The sequence below is a fragment of the Thermosynechococcus sp. genome, from assembly GCF_046299635.1.
Lineage (GTDB): Bacteria > Cyanobacteriota > Cyanobacteriia > Thermosynechococcales > Thermosynechococcaceae > Thermosynechococcus.
The window spans coordinates 1-17,093 of record NZ_JBKBHV010000019.1; the positions used below are offsets into that span (position 1 = coordinate 1).

Annotated in this window: 16 protein-coding genes and 1 pseudogene; 7 read left to right on the top strand and 10 right to left on the bottom strand. The window is 54.2% G+C overall.

Annotation, left to right across the window (positions count from 1 at the left end; genetic code table 11):
- The 6 genes and pseudogenes from ACK4IR_RS08670 to ACK4IR_RS08695 form a co-directional block, all read right to left on the bottom strand.
- Window positions 1–320: pseudogene (locus ACK4IR_RS08670) on the bottom strand (photosystem II q(b) protein); the annotation flags it as partial.
- A 322-nt stretch (window positions 321–642) separates the two neighbouring features.
- Complete coding sequence (locus tag ACK4IR_RS08675) at window positions 643–2,184, bottom strand: GldG family protein (RefSeq protein ID WP_409873973.1); 1,542 nt, start codon at window positions 2,182–2,184, stop codon at window positions 643–645.
- 12 nt (window positions 2,185–2,196) lie between these two features.
- Window positions 2,197–3,024, bottom strand: coding sequence for an ABC transporter permease (locus ACK4IR_RS08680; protein ID WP_409873974.1), 828 nt, complete (start codon window positions 3,022–3,024; stop codon window positions 2,197–2,199).
- Window positions 3,017–3,988 (bottom strand): ABC transporter ATP-binding protein, encoded by a 972-nt coding sequence (locus ACK4IR_RS08685; protein WP_409873975.1) that lies wholly within the window; start codon window positions 3,986–3,988, stop codon window positions 3,017–3,019. Before ACK4IR_RS08685 ends, ACK4IR_RS08680 begins: the two co-directional genes overlap by 8 nt.
- Before the next feature lie 66 nt (window positions 3,989–4,054).
- Entirely contained in the window at window positions 4,055–4,804 is a 750-nt protein-coding gene (locus ACK4IR_RS08690) for an MBL fold metallo-hydrolase (protein WP_409873976.1), read from the bottom strand.
- 51 nt (window positions 4,805–4,855) lie between these two features.
- Window positions 4,856–5,458 carry an anthranilate synthase component II gene (locus tag ACK4IR_RS08695; RefSeq protein WP_409873977.1) on the bottom strand — a complete coding sequence of 201 codons (603 nt, stop codon included), beginning with the start codon at window positions 5,456–5,458 and terminating at the stop codon, window positions 4,856–4,858.
- A gap of 116 nt (window positions 5,459–5,574) precedes the next feature.
- Here ACK4IR_RS08695 and ACK4IR_RS08700 point away from each other — a divergent pair, with 116 nt between their 5' ends.
- Window positions 5,575–6,273, top strand: coding sequence for an HAD family hydrolase (locus ACK4IR_RS08700; protein WP_409873978.1), 699 nt, complete (start codon window positions 5,575–5,577; stop codon window positions 6,271–6,273).
- On the opposite strand, the gene ACK4IR_RS08705 is transcribed toward ACK4IR_RS08700, so the two are convergent.
- Together ACK4IR_RS08705 and ACK4IR_RS08710 are read right to left on the bottom strand one after the other, a co-directional pair.
- Window positions 6,254–6,991 (bottom strand): RibD family protein, encoded by a 738-nt coding sequence (locus ACK4IR_RS08705; RefSeq protein WP_409873979.1) that lies wholly within the window; start codon window positions 6,989–6,991, stop codon window positions 6,254–6,256. The two genes, ACK4IR_RS08700 and ACK4IR_RS08705, sit on opposite strands and share 20 nt — an antisense overlap.
- Window positions 6,992–6,993: 2 nt before the next feature.
- Complete coding sequence (locus ACK4IR_RS08710) at window positions 6,994–7,296, bottom strand: DUF1830 domain-containing protein (protein WP_409873980.1); 303 nt, start codon at window positions 7,294–7,296, stop codon at window positions 6,994–6,996.
- Window positions 7,297–7,511: 215 nt separating this feature from the next.
- Here ACK4IR_RS08710 and ACK4IR_RS08715 point away from each other — a divergent pair, with 215 nt between their 5' ends.
- From ACK4IR_RS08715 to ACK4IR_RS08740, 6 genes are all read left to right on the top strand, one after another.
- Window positions 7,512–9,074, top strand: a complete 1,563-nt coding sequence (locus ACK4IR_RS08715) for a photosystem II high light acclimation radical SAM protein (protein WP_409873981.1) — start codon at window positions 7,512–7,514, stop codon at window positions 9,072–9,074.
- Window positions 9,075–9,161: 87 nt separating this feature from the next.
- Complete coding sequence (locus ACK4IR_RS08720) at window positions 9,162–10,175, top strand: type I glyceraldehyde-3-phosphate dehydrogenase (RefSeq protein WP_409873982.1); 1,014 nt, start codon at window positions 9,162–9,164, stop codon at window positions 10,173–10,175.
- 34 nt (window positions 10,176–10,209) lie between these two features.
- A complete protein-coding gene (locus ACK4IR_RS08725) occupies window positions 10,210–11,364 on the top strand; it encodes a pyridoxal-phosphate-dependent aminotransferase family protein (protein ID WP_409873983.1) in 1,155 nt (384 codons plus the stop codon).
- Window positions 11,365–11,367: 3 nt separating this feature from the next.
- Window positions 11,368–11,832, top strand: a complete 465-nt coding sequence (locus tag ACK4IR_RS08730) for an MEKHLA domain-containing protein (RefSeq protein WP_409873984.1) — start codon at window positions 11,368–11,370, stop codon at window positions 11,830–11,832.
- 43 nt (window positions 11,833–11,875) lie between these two features.
- Window positions 11,876–12,841 (top strand): DUF389 domain-containing protein, encoded by a 966-nt coding sequence (locus ACK4IR_RS08735; RefSeq protein ID WP_409873985.1) that lies wholly within the window; start codon window positions 11,876–11,878, stop codon window positions 12,839–12,841.
- Between the two features lie 138 nt (window positions 12,842–12,979).
- Entirely contained in the window at window positions 12,980–13,891 is a 912-nt protein-coding gene (locus ACK4IR_RS08740) for a branched-chain amino acid transaminase (RefSeq protein ID WP_409873986.1), read from the top strand.
- Here the strand turns inward: ACK4IR_RS08740 and ACK4IR_RS08745 are convergent.
- Window positions 13,888–14,325, bottom strand: coding sequence for an ATP-binding protein (locus ACK4IR_RS08745; protein WP_409873987.1), 438 nt, complete (start codon window positions 14,323–14,325; stop codon window positions 13,888–13,890). The two genes, ACK4IR_RS08740 and ACK4IR_RS08745, sit on opposite strands and share 4 nt — an antisense overlap.
- Before the next feature lie 154 nt (window positions 14,326–14,479).
- Window positions 14,480–17,056: an AAA-like domain-containing protein gene (locus tag ACK4IR_RS08750; RefSeq protein WP_409873988.1), complete on the bottom strand. Its 2,577-nt coding sequence runs from the start codon at window positions 17,054–17,056 to the stop codon at window positions 14,480–14,482.
- Window positions 17,057–17,093 lie beyond the last annotated feature (37 nt).

A 17,093-nucleotide genomic window follows, 5' to 3' on the forward strand; every position in this document is an offset into this window, starting at 1 on the left:
TAGAGCCACTCATCGAGGGAAGCAGCTTCCCAAATGGGGTAGAAGTGCAAGCCAATGGCGTTGCTGGAGGGGACAACCGCACCCGTGATGATGTTGTTGCCATAGAGCAAGGAGCCAGCGACGGGCTCACGGATGCCATCGATGTCCACAGGGGGAGCAGCGATGAAGGCAATCACAAAGCAGATGGTAGCAGCGAGCAGAGTGGGGATCATCAACACGCCGAACCAGCCTACATAGAGGCGGTTGTTGGTGCTGGTGACCCAGCTACAAAATTGCTCCCACAGGTTCAGTTGCTCGCGACGTTGTAAAGCAGTCGTCATAGTGATAAGTCCTGTTGAACAAGATGAATAAATGTTACAAACCGCTTACAATTCCAAGTCAAGTCCCTGAAAGTCTTCAGGAGTACTCACTGGCGTTGTGCAACGGAATGTAACCTTATATTAATCAATCTCTCAGGAAAATGTAAAGGGTTGTGTCTGAATTTTATATTCTGTTAATGATTTCTCAGGGATCAGGGGTCTGGGCGGGCGATCGCTGGCCGGGGATCCAAGCAACGGGCAAGGTCAATAGGTAACCGGTTAGAGTGGCGATCGCCCTCAGGAGCAGCATTGTCCTATGGGAAATACCTGCCAGAGCGAAGAGTCAGCGTCGCCGCCACCAGACAAAGACAGCTGAGCCAAAACCTACAAGGGGTAAGAGAAACACGCTGATTATCTCTAGCCAACGACTGGTGGTGACATTGAGTTGCAGGCGGCGATTCGTTGTTTCGCGAGGCCGAATGGAAAGTGCCTTCTGGTCGCGATCGCCGAGCCAGAGCACAGAATTGACAAACAGATCGCTATTGATCCCTTGGTAGGCAATGACGCCATCGGTCGCAAACTCTGAGTCGCCAAAGACAACTAAGCGGGCTTCCTTCGGTGGATTTTCACTTAACTGACGAGTAATTGCCACGCCAATCGGCAGAGGGCCTTTGGTATCTACGCCTTCGGTGAATTCAAGGTTGCCCGACTGCCAGTCCGTTTCTGCCCAAGTTTGCGGGCCGGAGAGGGCAATCTCCACAATGTCATCATCCTTGACAGGATCAATGCGAATCGCCTGTGCCCGCGGAAAGACACTCGGCCCTTGGGCAAAGCGTTGGGTAATGGGGTGATTGCCATAGGTGGTGACAATAATCGTATCGGGACCGAGTCCCACCTGCTGACCCACACCAGAGCCATCAATGATCCAGCGATTATCCAGCGTCAGTCCCCAATTTTTCAGTAAATCATCAAGGCCGATGTTCACATCCACGTCTAACATGAGCAGTAAACTGCCACCACGATTGAGGTACTCCTTGAGAAGATCCTGCTCAAGCCGTAAAAAGGGCTGCCGGGAGCCAGCGACAACAATGACATCGGCATCCTCAGGAATTTTCCCCTTCTCTAATAAATTCAGGGGCAGGAGTTTCACATCCCGCTGTTCGAGGAGTTTGGCCACTTCACCGAGGCTGGCTGCTCCCCCCGCAAGGGGAAGTTCATTGTGCCCCGTGGTGAAATAGGCGTGGAGGGCGCGATCGCTGGTGACACGAATCAGGGCAGGGGTGAGGTTGCTTTCGGAAAGGGCTTCATCAATGCGCTGGGTTTTCTTCCCTGCCACCACAACCACTTGCCCCACTTGGGTCACATTGTACTTTTTGGCAAGAGCCGGCTGTTCTTGGGGGTCAATGAACTCAAAGGAAAACTGCTGCTTGGCCTGACGGCGGTATTGCTCCAACAGCAGGCGATCGCGAGGGGTGGCATTGGCATCAAACACCAAGACCCGCACCGGCTGATCCAGATTTTGCAGGACATCGCGGGTTTCTGCTGCGAGGGTAAAGGCACGGTTTTCCGTGAGATCGACCTCAACACTGTAGCGATCGGCCAGAAAGTTGACAATGCCCAATAGGGCAATCACGGCAATTACCGTCAGGAGAGCATTGGTACTCGTTTGGGTAGAACGCCGCCCCCAAAACCCCGTGGAGACACGACTTTGCTGGATCAGCCACAGCAGCAGGGCAATGCCCCCCAAGGCTAAAAGACCCAAAGGCAGCCAATTCCAGCGATTGGTGACAATGCCAGCACTCAAGCCGGCAATGATGAAGAGTGGTGCCGCCCACAGCAATAGCGTGGTCAATCGTTCGGATGAGCCTAGGGCAAAGCGTTTCATCCCATGTACTCCCTAATTGCGCTGGTAGCGAAAGGCATCAATGGATTGTGCGGTGAGGAAAATACCGAGGAAAATATAACTGCCAAAGACAACAAGGCTGCTGGTGCGGAAAATGCCTCGCGTCAGGTGGGTAAAGTGCTCCAGCGGTGAGAGATAGCTGAGGAGATCACTGAGATTCCCCCCCGTATTTTTGGCCAAGACATCCAGCACCCAGAGAATCAGCAAGACAGCAAACCCCAAAATGGCCGCCAAGATCGTGCTATCGGTCAAGGACGAGAGAAACATCCCTAAGGAGAGAACCGCCGCTGCTAAGAGAATCAGTCCGCCATTGCCCGCCAGAATCAGCCAAGGGGAGAGGGGGGGCGTACTCTGCCGCAGAGCCACAAACTGATAAACAATAACAGGCAGCAGGAGCGTAGTATAGAACGTCAGCACTGCCAAAAGCTTACCCGTTGCTACACACCAGTTGGTAATGGGCGAGGTGGCCAACAGTTCAAGGGTGCCACGTTTGCGCTCTTCGGTGTAGAGTCCCATCGAGAGCATGGGCAGAATCACTTGGGAAATGGAGCCTAGGAGTCCAAGGAAGCTTTCGAGAATCAGCTTGGGCACATCAATGGCTTGGCTCGGTGCCCCAAACTGCTGTTGCAGCAAATCCTGCTGAGCCACTTGGCTCACAATCGTCGTCATGACAACAAGGAAAAAGAGGCCGCTGAGCAGCCAGAACACTCCGGCAATCACATAGTAGAAGGGGGCAGTAAAGTAACTCTGGAGTTCACGGCGATAGATGGCCAGAATGTTGGCAAGAAGGACACGCAGCCCGTGGAGGGAGATCCTAGGCATGGGCTTCTTCGAGTTCATTGCTGGGTTCTGCGGCTGGTTCATCGGTCGTTAGCTTCAAGAACACCTCCTCTAGGTTGGCACGGGAGCGGCGCATTTCAAACAGTTGCACCCCGTTTTGAACCAAGAGACTGGCGAGATCGGCACCGATTTCCGTTGAGCTACTCACCCGAAGCTGCTGTCGTCCTGCGGGAGGACTATGTCCCCAGTCGATCTGTTGCAGCGCCGGCAGCCGCTGCAGGAGCGCTTCGATCTGGGAGCGATCGCCCACGAGTTCGAGGTCATAGGTGTAGCTGCCGCTGAGGTGTTGCAGCAGTTCATCGAGTTTGCCAATGCCCGCCACTTCGCCTTTGTGAATAATCACAGCGCGATCGCAGGTCATGCTCACTTCCGCCAAAATATGGGTAGAAAGAATCACCGTATGCTGTCCCGCCAAGTTTTTAATCAGGTTGCGCACTTCAATAATTTGACGGGGATCGAGACCGACCGTGGGTTCATCCAGAATGATGGCGGGCGGATCGTGGACGATGGCTTGGGCAATGCCGACCCGCTGCCGATAGCCCTTCGAGAGTTTGCGAATAATTGTCCGTTGCTGATCCCAGAGGCCACAGCTTTTGAGGGCATATTCCACCCGCTGGGGGCGATCGCCGGCACTGACACCCTTAATGCGAGCCACAAAGTGCAAATAGCCTGCCACCGTCATTTCCGTGTAGAGGGGAGGATTTTCTGGCAGATAGCCAATGCGCTGCCGTACCGCCATTGGATCTGTGTGGACTTCATAACCGGCAATCGAGGCCGTGCCACTTGTTGCCGGTAGATACCCCGCTAAAATGCGCATTGTGGTGGTTTTACCCGCACCATTGGGGCCAAGGAGACCGAGAATTTCACCGCTGGCGGCCGAAAAGCTGACATCCCGTAGGGCAACGGTTGTACCGTAAACCTTGGTCAGGTGTTCGACCTGAATCATGGCGTTTCCTCAACTTGCTACTTGTTCTACGGGAAACAATGACTCACAATATAGCCGTTTTTCTGATCAAATACTGAGGACTTGAATAGTCGTATTCTGCGGCAGATTGGCTGCCGATAAACTGAGGGACGCACCACTACTGCGGCGAACGGGGGTTCCCTCCATGACTTTCAAAAAGTCCTCTAGCCCCGTCAGATCACAATTGTTGGGGTCAGCCGCCGCCGTCCGATAGTGGGCAGGAATCACCAAACGCGGTTGGAGAACCTCAATGGCCGCCTTGGCCTCCTCAGCCCTATAGGCCTTATCACTCCCCCCCACCGGCACAATCATCACATCCGGCCGTCCCATGAGAATTCGTTGTTCAATCGTGATGGGCATAGCAATGCCGCCCATGTGCAGGAGATTGATGCCCCCCTGCTGCCAGCGCCAAACCACATTGACGCCAAAGCGGAAACCACCGATGCGGTCATGGTTGGTGCGGATGCCCTGAATACTCAAACCATTAACTTTGTAGGAGCCGGGTTGAAAGAGCAGTTTCGGTCGACCGGGTAAGCCTTCGATGTAGCCTTCGTCGAAGAGGCGACTGCTAATCATGACAATATCGGCAGCAACACGGGGAGGCCGCAATCCTTTGGTGCAACCCAGGGGACGGAAGGGATTCACCAGTACCCGCTGAACACTGCCGCTAAAGAGAAAACAGGTATGGCCAAACCATTGCAGAGAGAGACCACTCCCTTGGGCATGGGCTGCCCAATGTCCACCGAGGCTGGCGATCGCCCCAAGTTGAGCCAAGCGCAAGAACTGCCGCCGTTCCATTTTTTCTCCCCACAACGCCATCCCAGCCCAGTGTACCGAAAAGTGGCTGGCTCACAACGATGGACTGGACACCCGTCGCAAAAAGTTCCGCAGCAGGTCTTTACCGCAGGTGGTGAGAATACTCTCCGGATGGAATTGCACCCCTTCCAGCGTCGGATAGTGGCGGTGGCGCACGCCCATAATTAGGTCATCCTCTGTCCAAGCTGTAATTTCTAGGACATCGGGGCAACTGGCACGATCAATCACCAAACTGTGGTAGCGCGTTGCTGTAAAGGGTTGGGGCAAATCTTGGAACACTCCCACACCCTTGTGGTAAATGGGCGAGGTTTTGCCGTGCATGAGGGTGGGTGCTCGCATTACCGTGCCACCAAAAACTTCACCAATCGCCTGATGTCCCAAGCACACCCCTAGGATGGGCAGTTGGCCGGCATAGGTACGGATTAGGGCTTCAGAAATACCGGCAGCCGCCGGGCGACCGGGACCGGGAGAAATAACGAGAGCCGCCGGCGCAAGGGCAGCGATCTCATCCAAGGTGATCTTATCGTTGCGAAAAACCCGCAGGTCTGCTGCCACGGGGAACTCCTGCCCCAGCTCCCCTAGGTACTGGACAAGGTTGTAGGTGAAGCTGTCGTAGTTATCAATGACGATAATCAAGGGGGAAGCATCCTCGTTAACTGATCTTCTGATGTGTTTTGATCCTACTACCTGAGGTTTTATCCATGGTGCGGCTACGGTGTCGGGGGCACTGTTTTAGGTCAGTAGCAGCAGTCGTGTTTGATAAGGATGGCACACTCGCAGACGTTGCCTATTACCTGAGGCGGCTAGCGATCGCCCGCGCTGTGAAAATTGCCAATCACTTTCCCAATCTCAAAGAGTCGCTACTTCAGGCCTTTGGGGTGAAAGGCAACCATCTCGATCCAACCGGATTACAAGCGGTGGGGACACGCCAAGAGAATCTGATTGCCGCCGCAGCCTTTGTGGCCACCCAGGGAATTCCCTGGATTGCCGCCCTAGAACGGGCGATCGCTGCCTTTGCGGAAGCAGACCGAGAATTGACTGCCAAAGCAGCGTTAACCCCGCCCCTGCCGGGGGTGATTGAGCTGGTGCAACGGCTCCATAGCTTGGGATGTGTCTTGGCGATTATCTCCGGCGATCGCACCTCAGAGATCGAGGCTTTTTTAGACAGCTATCACTTGAAGCCCTTTTTTCGCCTCTGGCAGGGGGGAGATGAGCCGCCCCCAAAGCCCGATCCGCAGGTATTCCTCAGGGTGTGCGATCGCCTGGGGGTGCGCCCCGATCAAACCGTGGTCATTGGCGATGCCGATAGTGATGGCCTCATGGCTCAGCGGGGGGGCGCAGCGGGGAGCATTGGTGTTACATGGGGTTGGCATTCGCCACCCGTATTAAATTACTGTGACTGCATTCTTGCCTCACCCTTGGAGATGGAGATCACAACTGATGAGAACTGATGAGATTCGCCGGAGATTTATTCGCAACGGGCCAAGCATAGTTGAGACGATAGTGGAGATACACCTCATTGCCCACCGGCAAGACATTGAGAAGGGTCAACGTCCCCGAGAATTCGACTGCATTGGGATAGAGACTGGGGGCTGCCGACCCCAAGAGCAGTGGGCAGAGGGTCAACCACAGTTCATCAACGGCAGCAATCTGCACCAAGGAAGCAAAAAGTCGCCCTCCCCCCAACACAGCCAAGGTTTGCACCCCCGCCCCTTGAAGGCACCTAAATGCCCTTGGCCAGTCAATTTCTTTGTCTCCTACGCCCCAACAGTAATCAAAGGCAGTGGATCCTTGCCAGCGGCTGGCGCCTTTCTCGGTGGTCAGCAGGGCACGGCGAATCGGCTGGCGAAAGAAGGGAAGATTGAGGTCTAATTCACCCCTAGCAGAGCAGACAATTTGCAAGGGTTGGGGCGATCGCCCCTGCCGTTCCCGCTCAGCAATGAGATAGGGAGATTGAAGACGCATTGCCGTTCCCCCCAAGCGCAAGGTTGTCGCCCCAAAGAGGACGGCATCTACTTGAGCCACCTGCTGTTCAAGATGCTGAAAGTCATAGGCCGAGGCAATCCGTCGAGCCGGGGCATCCGCACGGGCAAGGCCGCCGTCTAAACTACTGGCCAAAACGGCAATCGTGTGGGGGCGGTTCAAGGGATCGTAATTCTCATCGGACAATTCTAGCCGCCGTTGGCTGACAGAAGCAGGGGTGAAAAATGATCTTCCCCCTCTTGCACTTGGAAGTCGGTACAGGGAATTGTATCCGAGAGGATGGCACTGGCCATCAGGCCGCTGTGAACTTCCAGTTGCCCTGCCCGTGGGGATTCAAAAAGGAGGCGTTGCCCCGGAAACACCACCCGCTCAAAGTACCAATTGGGAATGTTTGTAATCCGCACCACCTGAATTTTGCCGGTGGCGTTGACATAACAGCAGAGGATGCGATCGCAACTCTCGGTGGGGATGAGATCAAAGATTTGCGGCATAGGAATTTAGTGGCTTTGTTATAGGACATGGCTTTACCCTTGTTAGCCTAACATTGCCAATTTAATACAGTTGTAAACTCAACTACAGGATGCACAGTGGATTCTTTCCTTGAGTTCCCGTGATCCCCTGCTGCAAAGGCGCAAATGTGTTAAAACCTAAACAGCGATAGAGATTTATTAAATATTTAGCGTTTCCATAGATCTTGGGCTGGCCTATGTCCCCGCGTGTCCTCTACATCCGTCTCCCCTGCAACCCCATTTTTCCCATTGGTGTCGTTTATCTTGCCGACTATATTCATAAGCAATTACCCAGTGTTGAACAACGGATTTTTGATTTGGGAACGGTGCCGCCCCTTGATTTTCGCCGTGCCCTTACTCAAGTGATTGATGAATTTCAACCCACGCATCTGGTGTTTTCTTGGCGGGATATTCAAATCTATGCCCCCGTGGGGGGACGGGGGGGCAATCCACTGCAAAATGCCTTTGAGGTCTATTACGCTCGCAATCCCTTGGTGAAGTTGCGGGGGGCGATCGGGGGTCTGCGGGTGATGAGTGCCTACTACGGTGAACTCTGGCGCAACCTCAACTTAATCCGTTTGGGACTTCACCATGCCAAGCGTTATCGTCCCAAGGTCACGACCATTGTGGGTGGCGGTGCAGTCAGTGTCTTTTACGAACAACTGGGTTCCCAACTGCCCAAAGGCACCATTGTTTCTGTTGGTGAAGGGGAAACACTGCTCCACAAAGTCTTAACGAACCAACCCATCTCCGGGGAGCGTTGCTACATTGCCGGTGTTGAAAAGCCCCGCGATCGCCTGATCCACGAATGGCCAACCCCCATTGAAAAAACCGCCTGCAACTACGACTACATCGAGACCATTTGGCCAGAATTTGAGTATTACCTTCAGGGGGGCGACTTTTATATTGGTGTGCAAACCAAACGGGGCTGTCCCCACAACTGCTGCTACTGCGTCTATACCGTTGTTGAAGGCAAACAGGTGCGCATTAACCCCGCTGAGGAAGTCGTCGCCGAAATGCGCCAGCTCTACGATCGCGGTGTGCGCAACTTTTGGTTTACCGATGCCCAATTTATCCCCGCTCGCAAATTTATCCCCGACGCGATCGCCCTGCTGCGGGAAATCCAGAAAGCCGGCATAAAGGATATTCACTGGGCAGCCTACATCCGTGCCGACAACCTCACCCCCGAACTATGCGAGCTAATGGTGCAAACGGGGATGAACTACTTTGAAATCGGCATTACCAGTGGCTCCCAAGAACTCGTGCGGAAAATGCGCATGGGCTACAACCTGCGGACAGTGCTGCAAAATTGCCGTGATTTGAAAGCCGCCGGGTTCAATGCTTTAGTTTCGGTGAACTACTCCTTCAATGTCATTGACGAGCGCCCCGACACCATTGCCCAGACAATTGCCTACCACCGCGAACTGGAACGTATCTTTGGTGCTGATAAGGTTGAGCCAGCCATCTTCTTCATTGGCCTGCAACCCCATACCCACCTTGAGGAATATGCCCTTGAGCGCGGCATTTTGCGTCCCGGCTACAACCCCATGAGCCTGATGCCTTGGACCGCTAAGAAACTGCTTTGGAACCCCGAACCCATGGGATCCGTCTTTGGGGAAGTGTGCCTTGCGGCTTGGCGACTCAATCCCAATGACTTTGGCCGCACTGTGATGCATCTACTGGAGGAGCGATTTGGCCGTGCCCCCTTAGAGGAGGCCTTGTCAGCGCCCCTTGAGGATCGGTCTCTGGTGCATCGCTAAAAAAAGCGAAATAAAATGACCATTCCCCCTTAGAATGTTTCCTAGATCATTTCTGGCCATGAGTTAGTAAACAGAGGAAGGGATCAGGTGGTTAGAGTCGCTATCAATGGTTTTGGGCGCATCGGTCGGAACTTCATGCGTTGCTGGTTACAGCGGAAAGCCAATAGCAAGCTAGAGATTGTGGGCATCAACGATACCTCCGATCCCCGTACCAATGCCCATTTGCTGAAGTATGACTCGATGTTGGGCATTTTCCACGATGCCGAAATTAGCGCTGACGACGACTGCATTTATGCCAATGGTCATGCGGTTAAATGCGTGTCCGATCGCAACCCTGAAAATCTGCCCTGGAGCGCTTGGGGGATTGATCTGGTCATTGAAGCCACGGGGGTCTTTACCAGCCGCGAGGGTGCCAGCAAGCACCTAAGTGCTGGAGCCAAGAAAGTTCTCATTACTGCACCTGGCAAAGGCAATATCCCCACGTATGTGGTCGGGGTGAATCACCACACCTACGATCCTAGTGAAGACATCGTTAGCAACGCCAGTTGCACCACCAACTGCTTAGCCCCCATTGTCAAAGTGCTCCATGAAACCTTTGGCATTCAGCACGGGATGATGACGACAACCCACAGCTACACGGGGGATCAACGCCTACTCGATGCAAGTCACCGCGATCTGCGGCGGGCGCGGGCAGCGGCAATGAACATTGTGCCCACCTCTACGGGGGCTGCCAAGGCAGTAGGGTTGGTAATTCCGGAGTTGCAAGGGAAGCTAAATGGGATTGCCCTGCGGGTACCCACCCCCAATGTGTCGGTGGTGGACTTTGTGGCTCAGGTGGAAAAACCCACCATTGCTGAGCAGGTGAACCAAGTGATTAAGGAAGCCTCGGAAACCACCATGAAGGGGATTATCCACTACAGCGAATTGGAGCTGGTCTCCTCCGACTATCGAGGTCATAATGCCTCCTCGATTTTGGATGCATCCCTAACAATGGTCATGGGGGGCAATCTGGTGAAAGTGGTGGCTTGGTACGATAACGAGTGGGGCTATAGCCAGCGGGTTCTGGACTTGGCAGAGCACATGGCTGCTCACTGGGCTTAATCGTTTCATTTTAAGAATTGGTTCGCAACTCACAATGCAAGATAAATCAATGTTAATGATTCCGGGGCCTACGCCGGTGCCGGAGTCGGTGCTCCTTTCCCTCAGCAAACATCCCATTGGCCATCGCAGCGGTGACTTTAGCGAGATCATGGCGGCGGTGACGGCGGGACTGAAATGGCTGCATCAGACGACGAATGATGTACTCATTTTGGCTGCCAGTGGCACAGGGGCAATGGAGGCCGGGATCATTAACTTTCTCAGTGCGGGCGATCGCGTCCTTGTGGGCTGTAACGGTAAGTTTGGCGATCGCTGGGGGGAAGTATGCGATGCCTACGGCCTCAAAACCGAGCGCATTAGCGCCCCTTGGGGGCAACCCCTCAACCCCGATGACTTCAAAGCAGCCCTAGAGGCAGATACGGCCAAAACAATTAAGGCGGTGATCATTACCCACAGTGAAACCTCCACCGGGGTGCTTAACGATCTAGAGGCCATTAACCGCCATGTCAAAGCCCATGGCCAAGCCTTGATCATTGTGGATGCGGTAACCAGTTTAGGGGCTGTGAATGTGCCCGTAGATGAATGGGGGTTAGATGTCGTCGGTTCTGGCTCCCAGAAAGGCTACATGATTCCACCGGGGTTGGCCTTTGTCAGTGTGAGTCCTAAGGCTTGGGAAGCCTACAAAACGGCGACGCTGCCGAAGTTCTATCTTGACCTCGGCAAATACCGCAAAGATGCAGCCAAGCACACAACCCCCTTTACGCCACCCGTGAATCTCTTCTTTGCCCTGAAAACGGCTCTGGAGATGATGCAAGCGGAGGGCTTGGGGAACATCTTTGCCCGCCATCAGCGCTTGATGCAGGCGACCCGTGCCGCCATGAAGGCCCTCAACCTGCCTCTTTATGCGCCGGATCACTGTGCCAGTCCGGCCATTACCGCCGTGGCTCCCCAGGGTGTGGACGCCGAGAAAATCCGCAGTCTGATGAAAAAACGCTTTGACATTGCCTTGGCAGGCGGTCAAGATCACCTCAAGGGGCAAATTTTCCGGGTCGGTCACTTGGGTTTTGTGAGCGATCGCGATATTTTGGCAGCCATCAGTGCCCTTGAAGCGGTGCTTGGCGAATTGGGGTACAGCAACTTTAGCCCTGGCGCTGGGGTAGCCGCCGCTAGCCGCGTATTGACCACTGCCTAAACGATGGAGCCTTGGTTGCAGCCAGAGGTAATTCAGCAGGCACGACGAATTTGTGTCAGTTTTCGGCAGTGGACGGGGCGATCGCTCCTAGCAGATGCTGCTGAGGATGGCTTGTGCTTAGCGCAGCAGTTGTTTCACTGGTCACAACCAGTGCTTTCCCACGGCTGTGAGACCGATCCCCTCCTCAATTATGGCAACCAAGCCGCCCTGAGTTTGTGGGAACTGTCGTGGGGAGAACTAGTGCAGCTCCCTTCGCGGCTGACGGCGGAACCCATGGCCCAAGAGGAACGGGCGAGACTTCTTGCTCAAGCAGCCCGCCAAGGCTATACCAACAACTACAGTGGTGTTCGCATCTCTCGTTCTGGGCGACGGTTTCGCATTGAAAATGCTTGGATTTGGACGGTTTTGGATGAGATGGGCACCCCTGTCGGACAAGCAGCGACGTTTGATCAATGGCAATTCTTGTAGGATTGATCTAGTCCATCCTGTTTTATCCAATGTCTAACAAGCCATGAGAGACCGCCTTGCCCATTGGCTGCATCAGGTTCAAGCTTGCCGCTACCATCGTCGCACGACTGAAAGCCTCAATCAATTGATCCAGATGCTGTATGCTGAATCCCACCTGAACATTCCCTATGTGGTCTTGATTATCGCCTCCTGCGCGATCGCCACATTTGGGTTACTCTCCAACAGTGCAGCGGTGATTATTGGGGCGATGGTGATTGCGCCCCTGATGCTCCCCATACGGGGCTTGGCTCTCGCGGCTCTCATTGGCGAGTTTAAGATGTTTTGGCAAGCGGCCTTTGCCTTGATTGTCGGCACCCTAGTGGCTATTGGTATGTCTTGGACGATTGGCGTCATGGTGGGTCTTGAGGTCTATGGCAGTGAGATCATGGCACGCTCACAACCCAATCTTCTGGATTTGGGGATTGCCGTAGCAGCGGGGGCGGTGAGTGCCTACGCGATAGCAGAACCCCGTGTTTCCAGCACCTTGGCCGGAACGGAGATCGCCGTTGCGCTGATGCCCCCTATCTGTACCATTGGCCTCGGAATAGCGCAGTTGAATGCTCGGCTGAGTATTGGAGCTACCCTCCTGTATTTGACGAACCTGCTCGGCATTGCCTTGGCTTGTATGGTGGTTTTTGTGATTGTGGGGTATATTCCCCTCCAAAAAGGTCAGCGTCCGCTGGCAATTGCGGCTGCCCTCACGGGCTTGTTGGTGATTCCCTTGGCCATTAGTTTTAGCCGCCTCATTGAGCAGACACGCTTACAACATCAGGTGCGCCAAGCCCTGACGCGGGGAACACTGACTTTTCAACGGCTGGATTTGTTGAGCATGGAAACCAGCTGGGTCACCGATCCCCCCGTCGTGCGCCTCAATGTACGGGCTCGGGAGCCTGTGACCCCCAAACAGGTGGCTCTGATGGAGCAGTTTATCGAACGGCAGATGCGGCGCCCCTTTCGGCTGGTGCTCTAGGTCTCGAATGTGGAAGAAGTAACCTCAGAAGCGCCCTTGCCCTAGATGTTGGAGTGCCAAGCCAAAATGATAGACTATTGAGACTGTAACCGATAGTTTGGGTTTGATTCGTCTATTGCAAACACTTTAACTGAACGCATGCATGACTTTCTCCCCTACGCCTATCTCAACGGTCAGTTTGTTCCCTTTGCAGAGGCCAAAATTTCTGTGGCAACCCATGCCCTTCACTACGGTACGGCAGCGTTAGGCGGCCTGCGCGGTCTGCCCAATCCGGCCAATGCCAAGGAAATCCTGCTGTTTCGCCTTGAGGATCACTGTCGTCGTCTCAGTCGCAGTGCCCACTATCTAGGCTATGAATTACCGGCAAGTGAAATTAAATCGAAGATTGTTGAATGGGTGCAGCGGAATCAACCCAACGTGCCCTTTTATATTCGGCCTTTGGTTTATACTTCTGGGCTGGGCATTGCCCCCCGGCTCCATGATATTGAGAAGGATTTTCTCATTTATGGCATGCCCCTTGGCGACTACCTTTCTGCCGCAGGCGTTACCTGCCGGATTAGTTCGTGGCAGCGGCAGTGCGATCGCTCGTTTCCCCTGCGGGGCAAGTTGACCACCTCCTATATTGTCTCTGCCTTGGCAAAAACAGAAGCAGTTGCCAGCGGTTTTGATGAAGCAATTCTCCTCAATGATCAGGGGAAAGTCTGCGAAGCTACGGGAATGAATCTCTTCCTAGTGCGGGAAGGCCAACTGATTACCCCCAGTGTCGATCAAGATATTCTTGAGGGGATTACCCGCCGCAGTGTGATTGAACTGGCGCAAGCTGCCGGTGTCAAGGTGATTGAGCGGCCGGTGGATCGCACGGAACTGTTGATTGCCGATGAGGTCTTTTTAACCGGTACGGCTGCGCGAATTGTGCCCGTGAGTCGTATTGAAACCTACACCCTGCCCAGCGATCGCCCGTTGACCCTCCAACTGCAAAAACAATTACAAGCCATTGTTGAAGGCCGCGATCCCCAGTATCGCCATTGGATTGATATCATTCCGCTCTAGCCAAAGCGGCTGTGATCCCCTCGTGTGAGGTACTTGCAGAGGCTCACTTCAGTTCCTTTGGGATTCCAATACACCTCATCAAAGATGGCATAGATCAAAAATAAGCCCCGACCACACTCACAGTCGGCGGCTGGCAACAACTCATCGGCGGTCTCAGATACATGACTGGGCGGTGAGAAGCCGTCGCCTTGATCCGTAATTACCCACCAGCATTGATCGGCAGAGAAGGTATAACGGACGGAAACTAGCTTTTCAGGGTTGAGTTGATTGCCGTGCCGAGCGGCATTAACGAGGGCTTCTTGGAGGCCTAGCCTAATTTCCTCTTTGTACTGGGGGGGAAGATCACTAATTAGAATTTCTAAGATGGGTTGCAGAAAAAGGGTTGAGGGAAATGCTAGGGTTTGCCATTGAGGCGCAACGTACATTAACGTCATAGACGGCATAACCCGCAAAGGATAACTGGGCAGCGGGATACAGATCCAAGACTGGTCAGAGTCATTGGCGGATAACCGAACCCCTTTACCTTTAGCTTAGCAAGGGAGTTGTTGCTCGCACAACCGCTGCCTGTCTTACCAATGGTTCAGTCAACTAGTGGAGGCGATCGCCAAAATAGCGGCGGTAGAGATCACAGCGTACCTTCGCTAGATTCCCATCAAGAGTAATCAGACCCAAACTATGGAGCTTAAAGCCAATAGTGCTATCAACAAGGCTGCCGTTCTCTGCCTTGAGAATTTCCCTAAAGGCGGGCACCAAGTCTGCCTGCTGCTGGAGATGCCACCACTGGCGTCGCAGGTGATCGCGATACAACCCCGTTTCTGAGGCCGCATTGGCCATTAGCTCTTGCCATGTCAAGTCTTGGCGCGCCAGATGGTAGAGGCTCAGCCGAATCAGATAGGGATGACCTCCCACCAGGTACTGCAGGTCTTGAAGCTGCCCCTCTGAGAGACTTAGGCCATGCAGACGACACAATTCGGCAATTTGTTCTTGATTGAATTCCGGCAGATCAACCGCTAGGCCAACGTTAAAGGGAGACTGGTTGATGTCCAGGGGAATATAGACCTCGGTGCCATGAACAACAATCAGCCGCAGGTTGCGCCAAATATCGCGGTTTTTGCCCTCTTCATGCCAAGCCCGCAACAGGCCAAAGAAGTCACTGGCCACGTCGGGATATTCAAACACCCGATCCACTTCATCCAAGCCGAGGACAAGGGGGCGACCCTCAAATTGCGTCCCCGCTTTTTGACAATTGGGTAGAAGATACTCCTCAAAATAGGTGGTGCAGTTGTATTTGCTGCCAAAGATGTCATCCCAATACTCATTGAGACGGTTTTCTAACCCTAAGCGCCGCCCAACACTGGCACAGAGCCAACGCAGCAGTTTTTCCAAGTCACTGAAGACTTGGGCATCCGCCAGTTGAAAACTGAGGGGAACGGTGCCATAGCCTTCTTGGGTGGCACGGTAGAGGAGCCGTGCCATGAGTGAGGTTTTGCCCATTTGGCGGGGGGCTTTGATGCGAATGAGGGAGCCGGGTTGCAAGAGGGTTTCGCGACAGCGTTGCTCAATGGGGGGTCGCTCAATGTAAAAGGCCGAGGCTACTTCCACTTGACCTTCGGGGAGTTCTGGCTCGGCTACGGGAACGGGAGCACCATCCCTTATCAATGTGCCGGTTTGGGCGGGTTCAGCAATGGTTTCTTGTGCCACCTCGCTACTCGTTGCCACAGGGGCTGTCGTGGCATTCACCAAATCGAGAATCTCTTGCAGTAGGGTGTCGGTGTCCGCTGGCGATCGCCAGAAGCGCTGTTGGAGGCGATGCAGGTAGCCGCGCAACTCATAGTTCAAGGGCATATCCAAGGGAAAATTCACCCGCACAGGTAAGATGACGGGACGGCGATCGCGCCGTTGGGCCTGCAACTGTTTGACCGTGCGGATCTCCTCAAGCACCATTTCACTTTGCGCTGCCGTTTGCGAGAGCAACAGGACAAAGAAATCACACCGCTTCAGTTCTTGATCAATCCGCTGTGCCCATGCCTCCCCTAGACGGATACTTTGGCTGGCCATAAAGGGCTGGTGTCCCGCCTTTTGCAGTACCTCCTGGAGGGCACTCGCCAATTGCAAATCGGTGCCGTCACTGGAGTGACTAATAAACACATAGCGACCTTGGGGGGAAGGGGCGGCAGTGGCCGTGGGGGGAGTGACCCCCAGTTTGGGTACCGTAGTTTGGGGGGGAAGAGGACTAGGCGGCACCGTAGTAGTCCCCTCATCCTTCCTCGGCGATCGCCAGAGGTCTTGAACGGGCGTTTTCAGCAATTTACCAAGGCGAAACCAAAAGGACTTGGGCACCTCCACCTGTTGCAAGCTGGCAAGGGCATCGGCAGCCGTGGTAAAGCGCTCGTAGGGGGAAGGATGAATTAGCTTGTTAACAAACTGCACCAAGCGATCGCTGACCGGTTCAGCGGCCTGCCAACACCAGCAGCCGTAGGGGTCTTGGGTGAGCTGTAGCGGACTCAGCCCCGTCAACGCCTGTACAGCCACCATTCCCAAGGAATAGAGATCGCTGGCCGGACGGGGACGACCTTGGGCTTGCTCTGGAGCCATATACCCCGGCGTGCCGATGGCGATCGTCTGGGCATTGGTTTCTCCAACAAGGGTACCGCCGCCGATGGAAACCCCCATCTCCTTTACCGCGCCAAAGTCAATGAGCACCAAGCGCCGATCCGACTGGCGACGAATTAAGTTATCGGGTTTAATGTCGCGGTGGATGACACCCCATTGATGCACAAAGCTCAGAATCCCAAGGACATCTTGGAGGAACTCAATCACTTGAGCCGCCGACCACGCACAGCCCGGCAGCAATTCCTGCCGTAGGACTTGGCCTTCAATAAAGTCCTGCACAAGGTAAAACTCGTGGTCTTCCTCAAAGTAGGCAAGGAGGCGAGGAATTTGCTCATGGCTACCCAGCCGCTCTAGGGTTTGTGCCTCCCGCTGAAAGAGCGATCGCGCCAAAGGGAGAAACGCCGCATCGGTACGGGCAGGGCGCAGGTACTTCACCACACACTTAGCACGAATGGGACGGTGAATATCCTCAGCCAGAAACGTTTGGCCAAAGTTCCCAGCCCCCAAGACTCGAATGAGTTTATAGCGCCCGCCAAGGGTTTTCCCAATCATGATAATTGTTTTTCACCGGCTTCTCCTCGTTGATATA

Bases quoted from the DNA above. Each gene is read 5' to 3' on its own strand.
- ACK4IR_RS08715 (WP_409873981.1), top strand. From the start codon at position 7,512: ATGTCCCCGCGTGTCCTCTACATCCGTCTCCCCTGCAACCCCATTTTT.
- ACK4IR_RS08750 (WP_409873988.1), bottom strand. From the start codon at position 17,056: ATGATTGGGAAAACCCTTGGCGGGCGCTATAAACTCATTCGAGTCTTG.
- ACK4IR_RS08710 (WP_409873980.1), bottom strand. From the start codon at position 7,296: ATGCCGCAAATCTTTGATCTCATCCCCACCGAGAGTTGCGATCGCATC.
- ACK4IR_RS08740 (WP_409873986.1), top strand. From the start codon at position 12,980: ATGCATGACTTTCTCCCCTACGCCTATCTCAACGGTCAGTTTGTTCCC.
- ACK4IR_RS08680 (WP_409873974.1), bottom strand. From the start codon at position 3,024: ATGCCTAGGATCTCCCTCCACGGGCTGCGTGTCCTTCTTGCCAACATT.
- ACK4IR_RS08730 (WP_409873984.1), top strand. From the start codon at position 11,368: ATGGAGCCTTGGTTGCAGCCAGAGGTAATTCAGCAGGCACGACGAATT.
- ACK4IR_RS08675 (WP_409873973.1), bottom strand. From the start codon at position 2,184: ATGAAACGCTTTGCCCTAGGCTCATCCGAACGATTGACCACGCTATTG.
- ACK4IR_RS08725 (WP_409873983.1), top strand. From the start codon at position 10,210: ATGCAAGATAAATCAATGTTAATGATTCCGGGGCCTACGCCGGTGCCG.
- ACK4IR_RS08735 (WP_409873985.1), top strand. From the start codon at position 11,876: ATGAGAGACCGCCTTGCCCATTGGCTGCATCAGGTTCAAGCTTGCCGC.
- ACK4IR_RS08745 (WP_409873987.1), bottom strand. From the start codon at position 14,325: ATGACGTTAATGTACGTTGCGCCTCAATGGCAAACCCTAGCATTTCCC.
- ACK4IR_RS08690 (WP_409873976.1), bottom strand. From the start codon at position 4,804: ATGGAACGGCGGCAGTTCTTGCGCTTGGCTCAACTTGGGGCGATCGCC.
- ACK4IR_RS08685 (WP_409873975.1), bottom strand. From the start codon at position 3,988: ATGATTCAGGTCGAACACCTGACCAAGGTTTACGGTACAACCGTTGCC.